Below are 18,458 nucleotides of genomic sequence, written 5' to 3' on the forward strand. Positions count from 1 at the left end.
TTTTCAGACTTCATATCAACAGCAGAATTTCGAAATATTATGTTTTTGAATAGTCAAGTTTAAACTTGAGAAATAGCTAACCCAAGTCTTAGACTTGAGTTAGTACGGAAAATCTGTCTTTGCTTTGTATTTTATTGTACTTAACTAAGAAAGCCTCTATCTTCGTACTTCCATTAACCAAGTTTATAAACATTTTATGAAAAAATTATCTCTTCTGCTCGCCCTGATTTGGGTGAGTTGCTATCCTATTATTGGTCAGGCTGTAACAACTGACCCTCTTCTGCCGACAGGCGATAAAGAAGTAACCCTTATTTTTGACCTAAAACAATCCAAAGATTCTCGTACGAAAGGATTGTTAGGAAAAACCTCCGATGTATATCTTTGGTCTGGAGCTGGGACTACTGCCACAGGCAATGCCTTTGAGTACGTTCCGACGGGGCAGAGTAACTTTGCCGAACCGTTTACCAACGGAAAAATGACCTCATTAGGCAATGATGTTTGGAGTATCAAAATAACCCCTCGAACATTTTATAATGTACCTACGAGCAAGTCTATCAAGCGATTAGGTGTTTTGTTGAAAAACGGCAACGGAACAGCTCAAACCGAAGACTTTTTTGTGACGATGTATGATGCCGCTTTTAGCCTCGCATTTTTGTCACCTACCGAGAGTTCGGTAGTTTTAAAGTCAGGACAAGATTTAGCTATTAGTTTGAAATCTTCTGCAAAAGCCCTTTATTCTGCTGAAATCAGTGTTGGGTCGACCTTAATTACGAATACAATTCTTAATTTTTCGACCGATAGTACCGATACCTTTGCAACCACAATACCTTATAATTCGTTGGCTAAATTAATCAATGATAAATCTTCCACTATTACGATGAAAGTTCAGGCAAAAGCAAAATTAGGTACTGCAACCGCACAATTGGCAGTGTTGGTGCCACCTCAAATTACCACCGCCGAAGTTCCTGCGGGATGGAAAGATGGCATCAACTATTTGTCTGAAACAAGCGTTGGTTTAGTGCTATATGCACCCAATAAAGACTTCGTTCATGTGATAGGAGATTTTAATAGTTGGGAAACCAATAATAACTATTTGTTGAAAAGAAATACCTCTGCCGAACGCTATTGGATACAGTTGGATGGTATCGAAAAAGGGAAAGAATATGCTTTTCAGTATTTGATCAATGGCACTTTGGCTGTGGCAGACCCTTACGCTGAAAAAATTCTAGACCCTAACAACGACCAATATATCCCGTCGACGACCTATCCTAATTTGAAAACTTTACCATCGACAGTAAAAACCATTGCTTCGGTGTTTCAAACAGGACAAACGGCTTATGCTTGGAAAAATACTACTTTCAAACGTCCCGCTAAAGAAGATTTAGTCGTGTATGAATTACATGTAAGAGATTTTGTAGCTAACAAAAACTATCAAGCAGTTATAGATACATTATCATATCTCAAAAAACTTGGTGTAAATGCCATTGAGTTAATGCCTGTACAGGAATTTACAGGAAATGATTCATGGGGATATAATCCAATTTTCTATTTTGCACCAGATAAGGCGTATGGAACAAAAGATGATTTGAAGCGCTTCATTGACAAATGCCATGAATTGGGTATTGCGGTACTCATGGATATGGTTTTCAATCAAGCAGATTATGAGTTTCCTTATGTGAAAATGTATTGGGATGGTTCAAAACCTTCGGCAGATTCTCCGATGTTTAACCAAACCGATAGACATCCATTTGGCGTATTTTTTGACTTTAATCATGAAAGTGTGGCTACTAAAGCATACGTGAATCGTGCGAATGCTTTTTGGTTGCAGGAGTATAAAATTGATGGTTTTAGATTTGATTTGGCGAAGGGTTTTACCCAAAAGCAGACCTCCAACGATGCACAATTTAGACTTTATGATCAATCCAGAGTAGATATTTGGAAGGGATATTATGATAATATTCGTAAAGTAGACGCCTCTGCTTTCGTGATTTTAGAGCTTTTTTCTGAGGATTTAGAAGAAAGAACCTTCACCAATATGGGAATGATGGTTTGGGGAAATCATAACTATGATTTTAGAGGTATGATGAAAGGCGAGTCGGTTGATTTAACAAGACTCTCTTATCAGTCGAGAGGTATGACTACTCCGGGCGTGGTAAGTTACATGGAAAGCCATGACGAAGAGCGTTTGATTTATGATGCCGTACAGAATGGAAAAACGGCTAACTCTTACTCAACTAGAGATTTAGCGACAGCCCTAGAACGTGAAAAAGCAAATGTGGCGGTATTCATGGCGGTTCCAGGTCCAAAAATGATTTGGCAATTTGGTGAGTTAGGATACGATGTAAATATTGATTTTAACGGTCGTACAGGACAAAAACCTCTAAAATGGGAGTATTTAACCGATGCCCGTCGCTTGAAATTATACAAAGCCTATGCTGCTATGGTACAATTGAAAACATCTCAAGCGATATTTAAAACAACAGATTTTAGTATTGACTTGACAGGTATGCAGAAAAAAGTAACGCTTCGTTCAAGCGATAATACAGTTTTGGTAGTGGGTAATTTTGATATTCAGGCAAAAGGTATGACTCGTCTATTCCCATCTACAGGTAAATGGTATGACTATTTTACGGGGAGTAGCATCGATGTGGGAGATTTGGATTTGCCTTTGTTCCTAGAGCCTGGAGAATTTCATATCTTTTCAACAAAACCATTCCCAAAACCTGAAGCCGATATTGTTCCTTGGAAAGTACCTTCTTCTTTAGTTATTACAGGAATCGAAGAGGAGGCTATGGCTGTAAAATTATTCCCAAATCCAGCTACAAACATGGTACGCTTGTCGGTTCCAACTTTCAGAAAAGGAGATACGCATTACGAAATGTACGATTTTTACGGAAAAATGGTAAAACAAGGAAAAATAGAGGATACCAATACGGATATATCCATCGCTGATCTAAAAGAAGGCTTGTATTTGATTCATATCCAAGATGCACAACGCAATCAGGTGCTAAAAATGATTAAACAATAGTTCGATTGCGGATTTTTGATTTCGGAATGTACCTAAGGGTCTATTTTGTGTTGATAAAAATTGCTGTAGCGGCAACCCTTGCGGTTACCGCTACAGGATAATGATAAGAATACTTTTGAGTAAAATGAAATTCTTAGTACAGCCCTAACTTGGATTTTAAAATGTACGTTATACCTCCGAAATCCAACATCCGATATCCGAAAAACAAGTAAGGTTTTGTGTCTAAAAATAGGTTTCCTGTATTTGTTCCTATTCATCTTAACTAAACTATGAAATCATGAATGCAGATACCACTAAAACCATTCTTTGGATTCTCAGTATTCTTTATGGAATATTGATTGTAGGGTCATTTTTCCCGATTATGATGAGCCCTTTTTTGTTTGATGCTGGCGCAACGAAGGGGCGCTGGGTGACTTTTTTCTCAATTGTGGCTTTTCCAATTCTAGCTTTAATTTCAATTATAGCGGCTTGGTGGTTATTTAAACATGGTCATTATTCAGCAGCCAAGTGGGTATTTACTTTACCTGCGTTGAGCATCATAGGATTTTTTGTCGGATTTTCGATGCCCTAGTTTAGTGGCATTTGTCCTGAAAAACGAAGAACTAAAAGATATAGGCAGATAGATACTCTCAAGAACATCGTGTTTGTTGTGACAGAGAATAGCCGATTACTTGACAATATGAGTAAGTGACCTTCAAGTTTTTGAGGTAGTTCACTGAATTTTATGAAAACAGTTTAAAACTGTTAAAAAAGTAAGTCCAAGACTAAGTCTTGAACTATGAACTACAATTTTGTACCGTAATCAGAGAGAATAGGATGAAAGTTTAACCAAGATTTAGTTCTAGACTGACTATTCCACTTAGCGGGTGAATTTATTCACCCCTTACGAAAGAGCTGAAATAGCTTCATCAAAAAAGGGTCGAAAAATAAATTTTCGACCCTTTTTGATGCTAAAATCAGCTTTAGATGCAAAGTGTTGTGTTCTACAAATGAAGATTATACTAAAAATAATCACTCATTCGCTCAATCACAATTCACTAAATATTATACTGCAAAACTTTCACCGCAACCACAAGTACGAGTTGCGTTAGGGTTTTTGAACTGAAAACCTTTGCCATTCAAACCGTCAGAAAAATCTAATTCTGTGCCAGCAAGATAAAGAATTGATTTTTTGTCAATCATGATTTTTACTCCTTTATCCTCAAATACCATATCATTGGCCTGTGGTTCAGAAGCAAAGTCTAGGTCGTACATCAAGCCTGAGCAACCACCCCCTTGTACGGCCACGCGTACATTGTAGTTGTTGCTTAAACCTTCTTTATCACGTAATTCTTTGATTTTTTCTGCTGCTATATCTGTTACTGTTACCATGATGCTATATCTATTTTAGGAAAAACAAGTTGTTATGACTTTTGAACTACAAAAGTAATCGAAAAGTTCCGAAAATCTATTTCATTGGTAAATGAACCTCGGCCATCATACAACGCGCCGAACCACCTCCGTTACCCTCAATCATGCTTAAATCGAAGTGTAAAATAGTACAATAATCCCCAAGAATCTTGGTTTGTGCTTGAGTAAGCGAGTAATACGCAGCATCTGACATTACTAAATATCGGTCTCCTTTTTCGCTACGAATTTCAAGCATATTGCCTGCAAATTGATTCATTTGGTCGAGTGTGATTTCTATCACTTGTTTTCCGCTGCTTTCGAGCGAGTTACGTACCTTCAGACGTTCGTCCAAATCAGGAATAGCGTCCAAACAAATCACCGCAAACATATCTCCCACGCACATCAAGACATTAGTATGGTAGATTTGTTTGCCAGCACCATCTACTGCCGTGAATTTTACGATTTCGTAATTCATCTGAATACTGAACTCATTGAGTACAGTTTCGTAGGTTCGTGGTGAAATACAAGCATACGCAATTTTAAATTTACGGTCGAGTACCATAGAGCCTGTACCCTCCAAAAACTCACCTTTTTCCTCAAATGTAGATAAGTCTATTCTTCGATTGATATAAAAATCTTTTTCTAATAGACCAATAATATCCTGACGCCTTTCCAAGCGACGGTTAGGAGCCTGCATAGGATATTCGATAACTGTGCCGTTATAATGGAAAGAAATCCAGTTGTTAGGAAAAATAGAATCGGGAGTATGCGGCTCTGGCGTATCATCTACCACAATGACATTAACACCATGTTTGCGGAGGCGAGCCACCATTTCATCAAATTCTTGCAAGGCTTGAGTTTGCGCTGTTTCTTGGGTTTGTTGACCAAAAGCTTTATCCTGAAAGGCATTCGACTCTGCTGTTTGTTCATTAAAGCCAAATCGCACAGGACGAATCATCAAGATATTTGAAGTTGTTTGAGAACGCATAGTTTGAACCGTTTTGTTTGTTGAAAAATAGTTATTTGTTAATAGTGTAGCCGTTATCATGTAAAAAAGATTATCTATCGGGCTTTCGGCAATGAGCTATCGGCATTCAGGAAAGATGTTTCTACTACTTCTTTAGCAATCTCCGATAGCTTATTGCTCATTGCTGATAGCCAAAACCTAAAATCCTTCTCTTAGAATTGGCATCGACATACAGTGTGAGCCACCACGAGCACGAGATAATTCTGCTGATGGGAGTAGGATAAAGGTATTTTGCATATTTTCTGGTGACTTGCGACCACTCTCAAATTCTTGAATCAAATCAGCCGCCTTGATGGCTTCAAAGCCTAATGCTTTAAAAGCTTCGAGCGTCTTATCGTTTCTATCGTATCCGATTACGACGCCTTCTTTGAGCGCCAACAAATTACAAGAATCTGTCCACTGCTCACGATCACCGTACGGAAATTCATTATTTCCTGAATACACAAATTGTACATCAAGAGGCATGCATCCTAAATCGTTCACAGAAATTTCTGTTAATAAATCTTCCAAATAATCAATTACTCGAGGTTCTTTGGCGTCCTTGCGGAATTGAATGATACGCAATTCATCTTTTACCTTGGCCTTGATTAGACCAGCTTTTACGAATATCTCGTTTTCTTGTTTGGCTTGTTTTCCAAGAGAGCCGAGCAGTACCCAAATATTTCTTTTGACTTGGGTAAATACCGTATCGATGTGCATATAATCACGCTTTTTCGGAATTTTTACCAAGGTGATTTTCTCAACTATATCTTTTTCAAAAAGAGCTTCAATGACTTGTTTGGCAGCATACACGGTTGTTCTTTCCGAAATACCGATCAATAAGTGGTTAGGCGCCACCATCATGACGTCGCCACCTTCGAGTGTAGCGATGGTATCAGACTTTTGATCGTCGGGCATTAAGAACTGATGTTCGTTGTCGGGTATTTCGATGATATTGCTGCGTATTTCTTCAAAAATTTGGTGATTGAAGAAAACGTATTGCATCAACAAAGCCTCACGTGTACGAGCGATTTTGGCTGGTTTATTAAGCAATAAATGATTATTGATGGTAATCCCAATATCACGAGTAAAGATAAAGTTGGGAATAGGCGCAAAAAGCATTTCTTTTTCTGGCGTCATGCCTGAGATAAGCGTTTTGGCTAATTCTGTAGAAGGGTAATTCAATAGCGTGTTTTGAATGGCAAACGAACAATGTTCAACCGCACAAACGGCAGCTACAAGTCGCGTCCTTATAATAGAGTTGTCTAAGACTTCTGCTAAAAGTCTTTGTACTTCTATTACTTTATCTGATTTGAAATAATGAGGACTTTCTGGTTTGAAGAATTCTCGGGAGGTATCGGCATCGATTTCTTGTAATCGACCTTTGATTTTGGCTGGGTCGAGGAAGTAAAGTAGTATTTTTACGTAGAAATCATATTCATCTTTTCGCATCGTATCCAGATGCACTATGTCTTCAAAGAGCCAATCTTGAGCTTTTGAAGGAATAACCTTCCCTAATCCACTGTCTGGGCTATGAATCAATAACCTCTTTAGCGTTCCTACTTCCGATGAAACATTGATAGACTTTTCCATAATTTGATTGTCTTTGAAGTTTATGGCTTTTTAGGTAAAAAATGGTAAAAAACTCATTTTTCGCAATAAACGATTTTTTTTCCACAAAGTCAAGTCAAGAGAAAAACATAATAAAATTTTCATGTCAAAACTGAATAGATTTTCAGAATGCCCGTTAGTTGGGCATAAAATATAAAAATTATATAATTGAGGTTTTTTCTGTGTAAAAGAAAATAATAGCGGGTATTCGTAGAAAATACAATTAAAGGTGCACTCAAGGTGTCCTTTTTACCATAAATTCTAGTACTTAAGCTGAATCCAAATTGTAATTTCTTTCGTAAGTTTAGGTATCTATATAGGCACGGGAGGGAAGTTACTTGGATTGATAGTATTAATGGTAATTAGTCATTTGCTCATGACGCATTCTAATAAGCAGTAATTAGGCGGTTTAATTGCACGGTATTGAATGTTTTTTTGACCTTACTACAATTCGAGACTTGACTCCCTTTTGCTTTTTATTTCTTCTCTAATGTTCTCTTTATAAGGTATTGCTCCCATTCATTATTTTATTGAAATTGTAGCTATCAGATAACCTGAGAGTGATGTGTCATTTTGTGTTTTCTCCATGCCTATTCATACCGTTTTTTGCATGATCGGACTTTGGAAAATAAGTACTTTTACACTTTTTGTTTATGGCATAATTTACTTTCACCTAAGTAATCGTACAAAATATAAGTGCGTTATTGCCTAGTTTGAGACTTAGTCTCGGACTATCTTTCGCTTCAGTTTATAAACTGTATAAAAAATAAGTCCAAGACTAAGTCTTGAACTAGTAAAGTATTTTACATAGTCGTGCAAAATTCAGTTGAAGTAATTAATGAGATAAAATATTAGTAATCAAAAAATACACTCAAAACTCATCACTCACAAATCAGCACTCATACTTCCCTATCTATTCAAACAACAAAAAGGGAGCCCAATGCAGGCTCCCTTTTGTATTTATCTCGCAAAATAAGATTTATATTATCTCACTTTTGTAATTGTAATCGGCACACAAACCTGAGGACAAGATGAACATGTCGCTGGAGGCGTGATAGTCACGTTGTTCAACGAACATCCATTTGCATCAGTAATTGTAATAGTTTTAGCACCACCACTGATTAAGAATGGACCGAATGGACTTGACGGAGCTCCGTAGTTAGCCGTTGCCGTTGTAATTCCTGAACCAGAAACAGTATAAGTAGTACCACTACCCCCCGATGGGTTCAATGTGAACGTATAAGTATCATCTGTTGATGTTGCTGGCGTACCTGCGTCGCTACAGATAGATACTGCACCTGCCAATGTTGGAGCTGCTTTTACTGTTACGTTAAATACATCTACAATAGAACATCCTTGAGCTGATGACTTAGTCACACGATACGTAGTAGACAACATTGGAGAAACAGAGATTGAAGCTGTTGTTTCACCAGTATCCCATGAGTATGTCGAACCGCCTGTTGCAGTCAATGTTACTGAACCACCTGCACAAACCTCTGCTGTAGAAGTAGCACCTGCAGGAGTTGCATTTACAGTTACACTAACTGTTGCTGTTTGGCTACAGCCTAATGTATTAGTTACTACTACAGTATAAACACCTTGGTTAGCAGCAGTTGCTGAAGCAGTTACTGTTGGTTCTGCTACTGTCGAAGTAAAGCTGTTTGGTCCAGACCAAGCGTAAGTTTCGCCTGATTGCTTTCCACTTAAAGTAAAGGCAATTGGTGTCTCAGAACATACTGTGATAGTTGGACCACCTGTGATTGTTGTAGTAGGAGCAGGGTTAACTGTTACAGCAACTGAAGCTGTACCAATACAACCTTTACTATCCGTTACTGTTACTGTATAAGTTCCGCTCATATCAGCTGTTGCATTAGCAGAAACTACTGGACTTGCTGCTGTCGAAGTAAAGCTGTTTGGCCCTGTCCAAGAATAGGTAGGACTTGTTCCGTCTGTTGTTGCACTTAAAGTAAGTGGTACACCCGAACAGTTAACCGCTACAACTGTAGTTGCAGTAACCATTGGTTTAGGATTCACCATTACGTTTACAGTAGCTGTCGCACTACAATTATCTCCACTAACACCTGTTACAGTATAGACACCTGCATGTTGTGTCATCGAAGCACTTGCTGTTACAGTTGGGTTTGCCGAAGTAGAGGTAAATCCGTTCGGACCTGTCCAAGAGTAAGTCGATGCACCCGAAGCTGTCAAAGTAATAGGCGATTGCTCACAGACAGCCAATGCTGTTGGAGTAATGGTAATTACAGGAGCAGTGTATAGGCTAATAGATGTGGTAGCTGTTGCTGTACAACCATTAATATCAGTTACGTTTACTGAATATGTACCAATATTTGCACTTGTTACAGATGCAATTGTTGGATTTGCTGCTGTAGAGGTAAATCCTGCAGGACCTGACCATGAGTAGCTAGCACCAGCAGGGTTACTGCTTACAGAAAGATTAGCTGTACCATTCAAACAAACTTGAAGTGGAGCGTTAGCTGTTGCTGTTGGAACAGGGTTAACATTTACCTGAACTGTAGCTGTTGCTGTACAACCCAATGATGATGTACCTGTAATGGTATATACACCAGCGTGGATTGATGTTGCAGATGTTGTTACAGTTGGGTTAGCTGACGTCGAAGTAAATCCGTTTGGACCAGCCCATGCATAAGTAGCAGTGTTAGTACCTGTTACACCCAAAGTAATCGTTGAGCCTGTACAATTTCCATTAGCAGGTTGTGGCGTTACTGCCAAAACAGGAATTGGAAGAAGTTCTACAATAATAGGACAACAGTTTCCTGTAGGACAGTTACCTGTAAGTGTTCCATCTAGGGTATAGCTACCAGCTTCAGTCACAGTGAGTGTATTGGTAGTAGCTCCAGGGATAACAACACCGTCTTTTTTCCATTGATAAGAAGTAAGAGTAGTTGGTGCCGTTAATGTTAACGATTCATTAGAACAAAGTTTTACAGGTACACTGATACAAACCGTTTCAGACTCTTTACCGCTGTTGGTATTACCATCTTTTGCTGTGATAGTTGCTGTGTTAAAGATAACACCCTCTGCAACTGCTGTTACGGTAATAGTGAGTGTAGCTACCAATTTATCGCCACCTAGTAAACTACCAATATACCATTTACCAGTCGTTTGATCATAAGTTGTTCCTGATTCTGCTGAGTGAGAAACATAAGTTACACCTGTTGGAAGTAAATCTGTAATTTCCAAGCCAGTTGCAGCTGCAGATCCGCTTGCTCTTGTTGCTTTGATTGTGTAAGTAACTTGAGTACCTTGTGGCACTGGAGCTCCATTGTTGCTACTTGTTTTTGAAACAGCTACATTGATTGTGTTTGCATCACAACTATCAGGAATACCGTCACCATCTGTATCCATAAGGTCATTTCCACCAGCACATTTATCTAAACAGTCTGATACACCGTCGTTATCTGAATCTAGTTTTGAATAAGCATAGTGAACTCTCAAAGAACCTAATACAGAAACTAAACCGCTGGTTGATACGATTCTGATTTTATTGAATGCTTTTGTCGTTTTGAAACCCAACTCATACGTATTTGTATTTCCTAATAGACCAAGTTTCACTAAGCTACTACCACCAGAAATGCTTTCTTGTTTGATAGTGCCATTATAAGTTTCAATGGTAACGGCGCTTAACAAACTTAGATTTATTAAAGAGTTTCCATCTGAAACAACAAAACCAGCTTCAGAACCCGCAGGTACCGTTGTAGGGGAAGTTACTTCAATATAGCTATTACAAGAACCAAGAGCGATAGCTAACAATACGTCCATAGAAGCATAGTCTGTTGTACTAGCATTCACAACATTAGCCTCATTACTTACACCAGAAGCACAAATAGCAAGTCCTGTTGAATAAAGTCCTTTGCTAACATTATAAGTACCAGTTCCTCCGTTCACCCATTTGGTTGAACAGTCTGCATTAGTTGTTGCAGCAGGACCTTCAAAAGCATAATAAACTTTTAAGCTATTGAATAAACCAACAATTCCACCGCTGTAAAACAATTGAACTTGGTCAAAGTCTTTTGTAGTAGTGAAACTTAAAACTTGTTTTCCAATGCTACCTCCTAATACAGAAGCATTCAATAAACCACCTGAAACAGTGGCTGTCTCTTGAAGCGTACCATCACGGAAAGTTTTGATTGAAATGTTAGATAATGCAGAAGCTGAGAGAATACCAGCTCCAGGAGCTACCACAAAACCGACAACATTACCAGCGGGATAATATTGTTTCGCATCTTGTACTGTTAAACCAACACCTCCACCTAGAAGAGAGAGTGTTAAATCTATTGTAGAGAAATCACTAAGATCGCCGTTTACGACGTTTGAAGTGTTTGAAGCACCACCAGTAAGTGATGGCGAAGAGTTGATTGTAACGCCAGTTCCAACGATTGGATCCATTGGGATTTTGTTATTCTCCAATGTTTTCACCTGCGCATGTGTTTGAAAGATACTGAGCATAGAAATGCACAGTACCACAACTACTTGGGTAAACTTGTTCATGAGCATAAATTAATTTGATTAAACACCTTTTACAGCCCACATAGAAATACAGTCAAAGTCACAATCGAGAGATTGCTCTTTGGTTGGCGGAGATGTTTTCTACTTAGGAAATTTTAATTTTTTAAATACAACTGGCGGTTGCTTGCCTAAAAAGGAGCAAAAATTATGCCATGGAGGCTTAAAATATGACTATACGCAAGAGTTTTGAACGAGTGAGGATAATAGAGGATAAGCATACTAAAATTAGTACGAAATTGAAGTGCGGCAATTTTAGACTAAACGCTCTAAAACCGTGCCAAAGTATATAATGCTGTATCTTTTTTTGTGGAAATTATTTGATGGTAAAGAGCTTCAAATATTATAGTATATATGGGTGATTTTAGAGAAAAACTCTATCTGTGAAAGCGCTGATTTTTAGTGTATAACGCCACACTTCAAGCATGTGGCGTTATAACTATTTAGCTATTTGAGCCTTTCAAAACTATGTCATTTTGACTTGCCCATGCACTCATATCTTGTCGATTGATGGCTGCTGCCATCATATCTGGAAATAAATCTGGCGTGCAGGCAAATACAGGAATTCCTAAGGTAGATAGAAACTTAGCATTGTCTTTGTCAAAAGAGGGTGCTCCCGAATCGTCTAAGGCTAACAGACATATTATTTGAATTCCCGACTCACTTAGCTCCACTATACGTTTGCGCATCTGTACTTGATTACCTCCTTCATACAAATCTGTAATCATAATAAGAATAGTGTCGTCGGGTTTGTTGATAATTTCTTGGCAATACCCTAAAGCTTTGTTGATATCTGTACCACCACCAAGTTGTACTCCGAAGAGCAATTCAACGGGGTCTTTCAAATCTTCTGTTAAGTCAACAACCTCTGTGTCGAATACTACCATTTGTGTGGTTACTTGTGGTAACGACGCCATCACTGCGCCAAATATACCTGAATAAACAACTGAGGCACCCATAGAACCACTTTGGTCGAGACATAAGACGATATCTTTAAGAGAGCGTTTATTTTTACGTCCAAATCCTACCCTGATTTCTGGTATAATGGTTTTGTATTCGGGTAAATAGTTTTTGAGATTTTTCTTAATTGTGGTATTCCAATCTATTTCATTGTAACGAGGACGCTTGTTGCGAACACTACGATTGATAGCACCTGAAATAGCCTGTACGGTTTTTTGTTCTAGTTTATCCATTAACTCCTCCACGACCTGTTGCACCACTCTGCGAGCGGTGTCCTTGGTCTTGGAAGGAATCAGTTTGCCCAGTTCCATTAAACTGGCGACCAAATGCACATTTGGGGTAGCCTGTTCCAAAATCTCAGGTTCGAGCATGAGTTTTTGCTGAAGTTCTGGATGTTTTAGGGCATCGCCTTGCATCACCTGCACAACTGATTGAGGAAAATATTTACGAATATCTCCTAACCAACGAGCAACCGAAGGGCTTGAGCCTCCATTTCCTCCTGATCCACCACCGCCACCATTTTGTCCATAATTGAAATTTCGTTTTCTTTCAAAGTCATATAAAGCAGAGAGCGCATCATCGATTTGACTGTCTAATTCTGACAGTTGAAATTGAGTGCCATCGGCTTCATCGCCTCCCAAAATAAGTCGCCAGCGTCTGAGTGATTCTTTTTCGTCTGTCATAATGCTTAATTTCCGTTTACTCTACTATCGTTCTCTTTAAAAAACTGCATATCTGCCATTACTTCTGAGTAAATGATAGGGGAGATTTGCTCAAATGGAATGAGTCTTGGTCGTTTGTTTGCTCTGGCTCGTCATAGGTATAACTTCCAAAGTCAACACTGCCGTATTTCACAAACATTAGATTACCAATGCCACCAATTGAATCCAAATAACCCACACATACCTCTCCCTCCTGTGTGATAATGGCAGTAATGTCCTCTTCTGCGAAGTTTTTGTAATAATTGCTGATAAAGCCTGAATCGACTACCGAACCTCTAAACCATCCTCTTTTTTCAAGCATAGAAACAAAGGTGTATCCTGACATTTGGATACCGCTAAACTTTGCGGAAATAAGTGTTCCATTGTCGGCAGGGTCAAAATTAACTACCGCACGATTAAGTTGTAAAAATGCAGGAGATAGACCTTCATCCTCTAATACTTCAGACCAATAGTTGATGGTCTCGGTCTCGAGGATTAGTGGGTGCACCATTCGTATCATTTGTCCTTCTTGGAATTCGACTTCGTCGCCATCTTGGTTGATACAAGTTTGGTCTTCCTGTACTTTGAAGGTAAATAACAATTGTTTTTGTTCGTTGAAAGTGCCCCATATTAGTCTCGTAGCGTACACAAACATGATAGGGTTGTTTAGGAAAAGGCTCTGCCATTTTTCAGTATCCCATTGACGCTGAATAATGAGGTATTGTTCCAAACGAGGTGTTTGGGATTTTACAATGTCTTTGATTTCCTTGCCTATTTCTTTAAACTCATCTTGCAAGGCTATAGGCGTACCTTTTGGGAGAGCTTTTAGGGTTTTGTTATCTTCATTCAAGAATAAGATTTTGAAATCTTGATTGACAAAAGCACGATATTCTTGCCCATCGACTTCAAAGGTTTTAAACAATCCTTCAAAGCCAAAATCAGGAATAATTTGGTCAGCTAAGTCGTATGGAGAGATTCCTAGCTCTTCGGCAACCAATGAAAAAGACTCCGTTGCAGCAGCGCCGACGTTTTTATTTTTGTTTTTATATTTTCTAGAAAAGAACTCCACATGACGCAAGGCCTCTGTTCCTCCATTGAGCGCCAATGCCTTTACGACATATTCTGCCATTTTACCGCGATTGTTATCGGCAAATTCTTGCACCTTATTTCGCAATTGACGGATGACAGTAGTATCTCCAAAAATACTAGCAAGTATCAAACAGAATTTGAAATTAGCCAGTGCTCCATTGATAAAATAGGCATCTAGTAGACTAGAGGCATATTCGTTGTTTTTGTCGGTATCCAAATGCTCAATCAACAATTTTGCTTCAAGGTCAATGCGGATTTCTTTGGCACGACTCATACGGTAATGCAAGAAACGAAACGCCTCAACGCTTAGTTGCGAACCATCTTTGAAATATAGCGGAGGAAGTATCTTTTCATCGAGCCAAGGTGTTAAAGGGGTATTGAGCTTTCCTCTTTTTTGAGCAAGGGCTATTTTGGTATTAATTTCTGCTAAAGAGTTTTGTTGGCTAACTAAGTGACGCAATGATTCCAAAATGATATCACGAGCCTCATCATTCTTTTCCTGTTCCAAAAGATCTACCAAAATGGCTTTTGATTCATCGGTATTGATAAGCGATAAAATCAAAAATCCCATTTGTCGGGCTTCCAACTTTTTAGATTTGGTTAGTTCAGAAGCATTAGGAATAGCATCAGGACCTAATTTGCTTAATAGCCCCGCACCAAATCTGCGTAACTCTTTCGACTTGTTTTTACTAAGATCCCAGAAATACTGCTGATGCGAGCGAAAATCAAGTGATTCAATGATTTTGAAGTATTTTTTGAAAAAATCTTTCTCGTTCCAAGGAAGATTGTTCGGGTCTTGATGTAGAGCTTCTATTAAAATATCTAAACTATCTTCTTTCAGTTTACTAGCAATTACCTCTACTACATCAAAAGGAATAGAATTAATTATTTTAAGATGTTTATGTATTAATTCTTTGTATTTGGCAATGTTGACATCCAGAAGAAAACTACAAATTAAGCTAGATAAGGTTTTACCTAGCTTATAATCTCTTGATGAATAAATCCGTTTAAATGTTTTTAATTTAGTCTCCTCTTTATGGAGAATATCTACATAAAATAGTTCTTTTTTCGTTTGATATTTTTCAGGACAATAATCTAATAATAGATGAAAAAGCATCCATTTAGTTTCGATATTTGAGTCGTTATTCACTTCTTCTTCAAATATAGGCTCGTATTTATTTGGCTGGTATTTTAAGATAGTCTCATAGCAAATGGTATGTTTTGTAAAGGTTTTTAGATGTTGATCTACTAGGTCGGTTCGTTTTATTACTAGTAATTCGACCAAATTGATATAGCTCTTTTGAAAAGCATTTAGTAAAGATCCTATTTCTGCATCGACATGTCCCAATACATATTCCCCGAATAGGGAGGGTTCTTTATTATTAACTAAAGAAATACTTTTTGAGATAAAAAAAGTTACCGAACCAAAATCCTTCACATAAAAAAGAGCCTTTTGTATAACTTTCTCAATTTTGAGATAACTAGAATTATTAATTTGAGAGGAAGCCCAATTCATAAACCAGATAAAGCCTCCAGATTCAGAATAATAGTGATTATTAATTGTCCAAATGGATTTTTGTGTCATAATTTCCATTACCATCTCTTCCCATTCATCCCATTCTTCAATTTTTCCAAGTAAAGAATCAAGCGGTATAATATCCCAACGATTGAGATAGATGGTGGAAAGATTATTTTCTTGACCACTCAAATAATTTAGAATTTTATCAAATTCATGTTTTTCTTTAGTGTATAAGGGTAAGGCTTTTGTATTTTTTATATAAGCTTCTAGTCTCTCTAAATTTTTCATAGTCTAGTAATTCCCAAAAGTGTGTCTAACATAGGCAGTACACCTTCGGCGAGTTGATGGTTAAAGTTTTTGTTAATAGTGGTAAAATCTTGTGATTGAATCATAGTACCTACCTTGGCTTTTTCGCCAAGTTGCTTACGCTCATTGGGTATAAAGTGTGAAAAAGTACGTCGTAAAATAGGCAACAACTCTGTGAAATATTCCTGTGGAAGTTCCGCTACCCATTTGTAAAGTAGATTCCAAAGGACATGGTCATATATCAAAATCATACCGCTTCCTTTGAGGAATCCTTCGAGCCAACCTGCCGAAAAATTGGGTTCTTGTCCTTGTGACAAGGCCCAAGCAAATCGCTCTGCCGTTTCTTTGATAGTAATCACTTGGGCATCGAGTAGTAGGCGACAAGTACATCCTTGAATGATACCATGAACGCCATCTTTATTCAATAGCTTTTTGAGGGTATCAAACCATAGCTGGGTCAGTTCGTCGTTTTCGATGAGCTTGGTAGCCTCATTTACTTGTTGGATATGCCCGAATACTTTTCTTGAGTTGTCATCATCGAGTCCGAAACAGGTATTGGGTAAGCCTATACAGATGCGGGTGAGGAGACTATCCACTATCAGACGAATTGCTCCTAAGTCTGTTTTGCGAACATTTCCGTATCTGCTTACTTCCACCATAGGCTTAAGGGCAGTCATTAAGTCTAAAATATCGGCTGAAATGGCAGCGACTTCGTCGATTTTATTAAGCAAAAATTCAATTGCCACAAATAGCTCAGCAGGAATTGCTTTTTGGATATTGTCGGCAATTTTTCCAATATTTTGTGATTTTTGGCTGGTATCTATTAGGTATTTGGTACAAGCATCTTCGAGGGTATTGCCCCAAACGGCCTTATCAATCAAAGACAGGTACATTTCGGGCTTCCAAGCCAAAGTCCATGCTTCTTTAAAGGTTCCTTTGCTACGGGCGTAGACCTTTTGTCCCCAATTGATTTCTAAAATATCCAAGCGATGAATCATCTTACTTCGACTGAGGTCTAACTCTTTTCGAAGATCTAATTCATATTCTTTCTTTTCGGCAGTCAGTGCCAAACGATTACTTTTTGCCAGTTTTTCAAAGTCAAGCTGTAGAGGGACTTTGGGTAATTCGTCAGGAATTTCGCCCAAGCGATTGGCTACAATAAGTTTATCTTTGACCAAGCTCAGCAAAATGGTATCACCCATGCACATGACGGTTTGGGTGGCTTCGTTGAGTTCAAGCAAACCAATTCTAGAAAGTCCACGTAAACTAGTTAAGGTTTCGGCTAAACGAAATGCCTCAATGACGTGAGCAGTAGATATATCAACTTGTCTTTTGCGAAAAAGTCTTGCCACGTGACTTAGCCATTCTATCGCAAAATCAGGGTTATTACCTTTTTCCCACAAAAAGTCATACCAACCTGGCGAGGTAATTCCTGCTCCGTATCCTGAGTGCATGGATAAACGCTGGTTTGTCCATGGAATCCAAGTAGTAGCTACTTTGATTTTAGTTTTGGGTAAAGACTTAAGGAGCTTTGTGTCGGCTTTGGCAGTGGTGTTTACATCAAGAAGTGCAGGGGCGTGCCAAGCACCACAAACAACTACAATATTGCTGTAAAGTTCGTTTTGAGCCTTTCGGATAATCTCACGCATATAGGCTTCACGGGCAATATTTTCTTCATCCAAAACGGATGGGATATTGGCTTGGCGAAGCTCCGACATCATGAGCATTACAGCATCAAAATGTTCTTTGGCATTGTTAGAAATATAGTTATGCTCAAAATGATGTTCCCACCATAGCTCCGAATTGTCATAACCCGCTATTTCAGCAAAGTAGGCAATAGGGTCTTTGTGGATGGGCGGAGGAGCTACAGGTTCCTTCTCTTCGCTATCGGCTTCTTCTATTGTCTCATTTTCTTTTTCATTCTTTTTTTGTTGAAAACCTATTGCCAAAGGTAAATCCAACATTCTTACTGGAATTTGGCGTTGGTTGGCATAAAGGATGGCTTGCCATTCAGGTGAAAACTCCGCAAAAGGGTAGAATGTCGCCTGTTGAGGGTCGTCTACGTTATAACCAAGTACAGCCACAGGAGGACGAAGCTGTTCGTTGCCTATCCAAGAAATAATCGAATCTAGTTCTGGAGCACCTTCTACCAATACCATATCTGGCTGGATTTGCTCCAACATTTCGATTACATTTTGGGTCGAACCTACCCCATGATGTCGTATTCCCAAAATTGTTAAGGGCATAATTTTGAGTGCAGATTTAAGCGTTAAGGATTCTGTTTGTTATGAATAGGTATTGCTG

The 18,458-nt window shown here is 38.5% G+C and carries 9 protein-coding genes; 2 read left to right on the forward strand and 7 right to left on the reverse strand.

The window, feature by feature from the left end; all coding sequences use genetic code 11:
• The first annotated feature begins 196 nt into the window (after window positions 1–196).
• Window positions 197–3,028, forward strand: a complete 2,832-nt coding sequence (locus BWI92_RS01485) for an alpha-amylase family glycosyl hydrolase (protein ID WP_095160350.1) — start codon at window positions 197–199, stop codon at window positions 3,026–3,028.
• Between the two features lie 277 nt (window positions 3,029–3,305).
• Window positions 3,306–3,599, forward strand: a complete 294-nt coding sequence (locus BWI92_RS01490) for a hypothetical protein (protein ID WP_095160351.1) — start codon at window positions 3,306–3,308, stop codon at window positions 3,597–3,599.
• Window positions 3,600–4,072: 473 nt separating this feature from the next.
• Here BWI92_RS01490 and BWI92_RS01495 read toward each other — a convergent pair whose 3' ends face one another.
• The 7 genes from BWI92_RS01495 to BWI92_RS01525 all read right to left on the reverse strand — a co-directional run bounded on the left by BWI92_RS01495 (window position 4,073) and on the right by BWI92_RS01525 (window position 18,400).
• Complete coding sequence (locus tag BWI92_RS01495; RefSeq protein WP_095160352.1) at window positions 4,073–4,399, reverse strand: iron-sulfur cluster assembly accessory protein; 327 nt, start codon at window positions 4,397–4,399, stop codon at window positions 4,073–4,075.
• Window positions 4,400–4,475: 76 nt separating this feature from the next.
• Entirely contained in the window at window positions 4,476–5,405 is a 930-nt protein-coding gene (gene ctlX / locus BWI92_RS01500; RefSeq protein ID WP_095160353.1) for a citrulline utilization hydrolase CtlX, read from the reverse strand.
• Between the two features lie 177 nt (window positions 5,406–5,582).
• Window positions 5,583–7,016, reverse strand: coding sequence for an arginine deiminase family protein (locus BWI92_RS01505; protein ID WP_095160354.1), 1,434 nt, complete (start codon window positions 7,014–7,016; stop codon window positions 5,583–5,585).
• A gap of 1,002 nt (window positions 7,017–8,018) precedes the next feature.
• Complete coding sequence (locus BWI92_RS01510) at window positions 8,019–11,564, reverse strand: DUF11 domain-containing protein (protein ID WP_176464332.1); 3,546 nt, start codon at window positions 11,562–11,564, stop codon at window positions 8,019–8,021.
• Between the two features lie 458 nt (window positions 11,565–12,022).
• Window positions 12,023–13,222: a VWA domain-containing protein gene (locus BWI92_RS01515; protein ID WP_095160356.1), complete on the reverse strand. Its 1,200-nt coding sequence runs from the start codon at window positions 13,220–13,222 to the stop codon at window positions 12,023–12,025.
• 58 nt (window positions 13,223–13,280) lie between these two features.
• Entirely contained in the window at window positions 13,281–16,136 is a 2,856-nt protein-coding gene (locus BWI92_RS01520) for a DUF4132 domain-containing protein (protein ID WP_095160357.1), read from the reverse strand.
• Window positions 16,133–18,400 (reverse strand): DUF5682 family protein, encoded by a 2,268-nt coding sequence (locus BWI92_RS01525; protein WP_095160358.1) that lies wholly within the window; start codon window positions 18,398–18,400, stop codon window positions 16,133–16,135. The genes BWI92_RS01520 and BWI92_RS01525 overlap by 4 nt, the downstream gene beginning before the upstream one ends.
• Window positions 18,401–18,458: the final 58 nt, after the last annotated feature.

This window comes from Flectobacillus sp. BAB-3569, assembly GCF_002270355.1.
Taxonomy (GTDB): domain Bacteria; phylum Bacteroidota; class Bacteroidia; order Cytophagales; family Spirosomataceae; genus Flectobacillus; species Flectobacillus roseus.

Coding starts and splice junctions, on each gene's coding strand:
- BWI92_RS01495 (WP_095160352.1), bottom strand. CDS start 4,399: ATGGTAACAGTAACAGATATAGCAGCAGAAAAAATCAAAGAATTACGT.
- BWI92_RS01510 (WP_176464332.1), bottom strand. CDS start 11,564: ATGAACAAGTTTACCCAAGTAGTTGTGGTACTGTGCATTTCTATGCTC.
- BWI92_RS01485 (WP_095160350.1), top strand. CDS start 197: ATGAAAAAATTATCTCTTCTGCTCGCCCTGATTTGGGTGAGTTGCTAT.
- ctlX (WP_095160353.1), bottom strand. CDS start 5,405: ATGCGTTCTCAAACAACTTCAAATATCTTGATGATTCGTCCTGTGCGA.
- BWI92_RS01515 (WP_095160356.1), bottom strand. CDS start 13,222: ATGACAGACGAAAAAGAATCACTCAGACGCTGGCGACTTATTTTGGGA.
- BWI92_RS01525 (WP_095160358.1), bottom strand. CDS start 18,400: ATGCCCTTAACAATTTTGGGAATACGACATCATGGGGTAGGTTCGACC.
- BWI92_RS01490 (WP_095160351.1), top strand. CDS start 3,306: ATGAATGCAGATACCACTAAAACCATTCTTTGGATTCTCAGTATTCTT.
- BWI92_RS01520 (WP_095160357.1), bottom strand. CDS start 16,136: ATGAAAAATTTAGAGAGACTAGAAGCTTATATAAAAAATACAAAAGCC.
- BWI92_RS01505 (WP_095160354.1), bottom strand. CDS start 7,016: ATGGAAAAGTCTATCAATGTTTCATCGGAAGTAGGAACGCTAAAGAGG.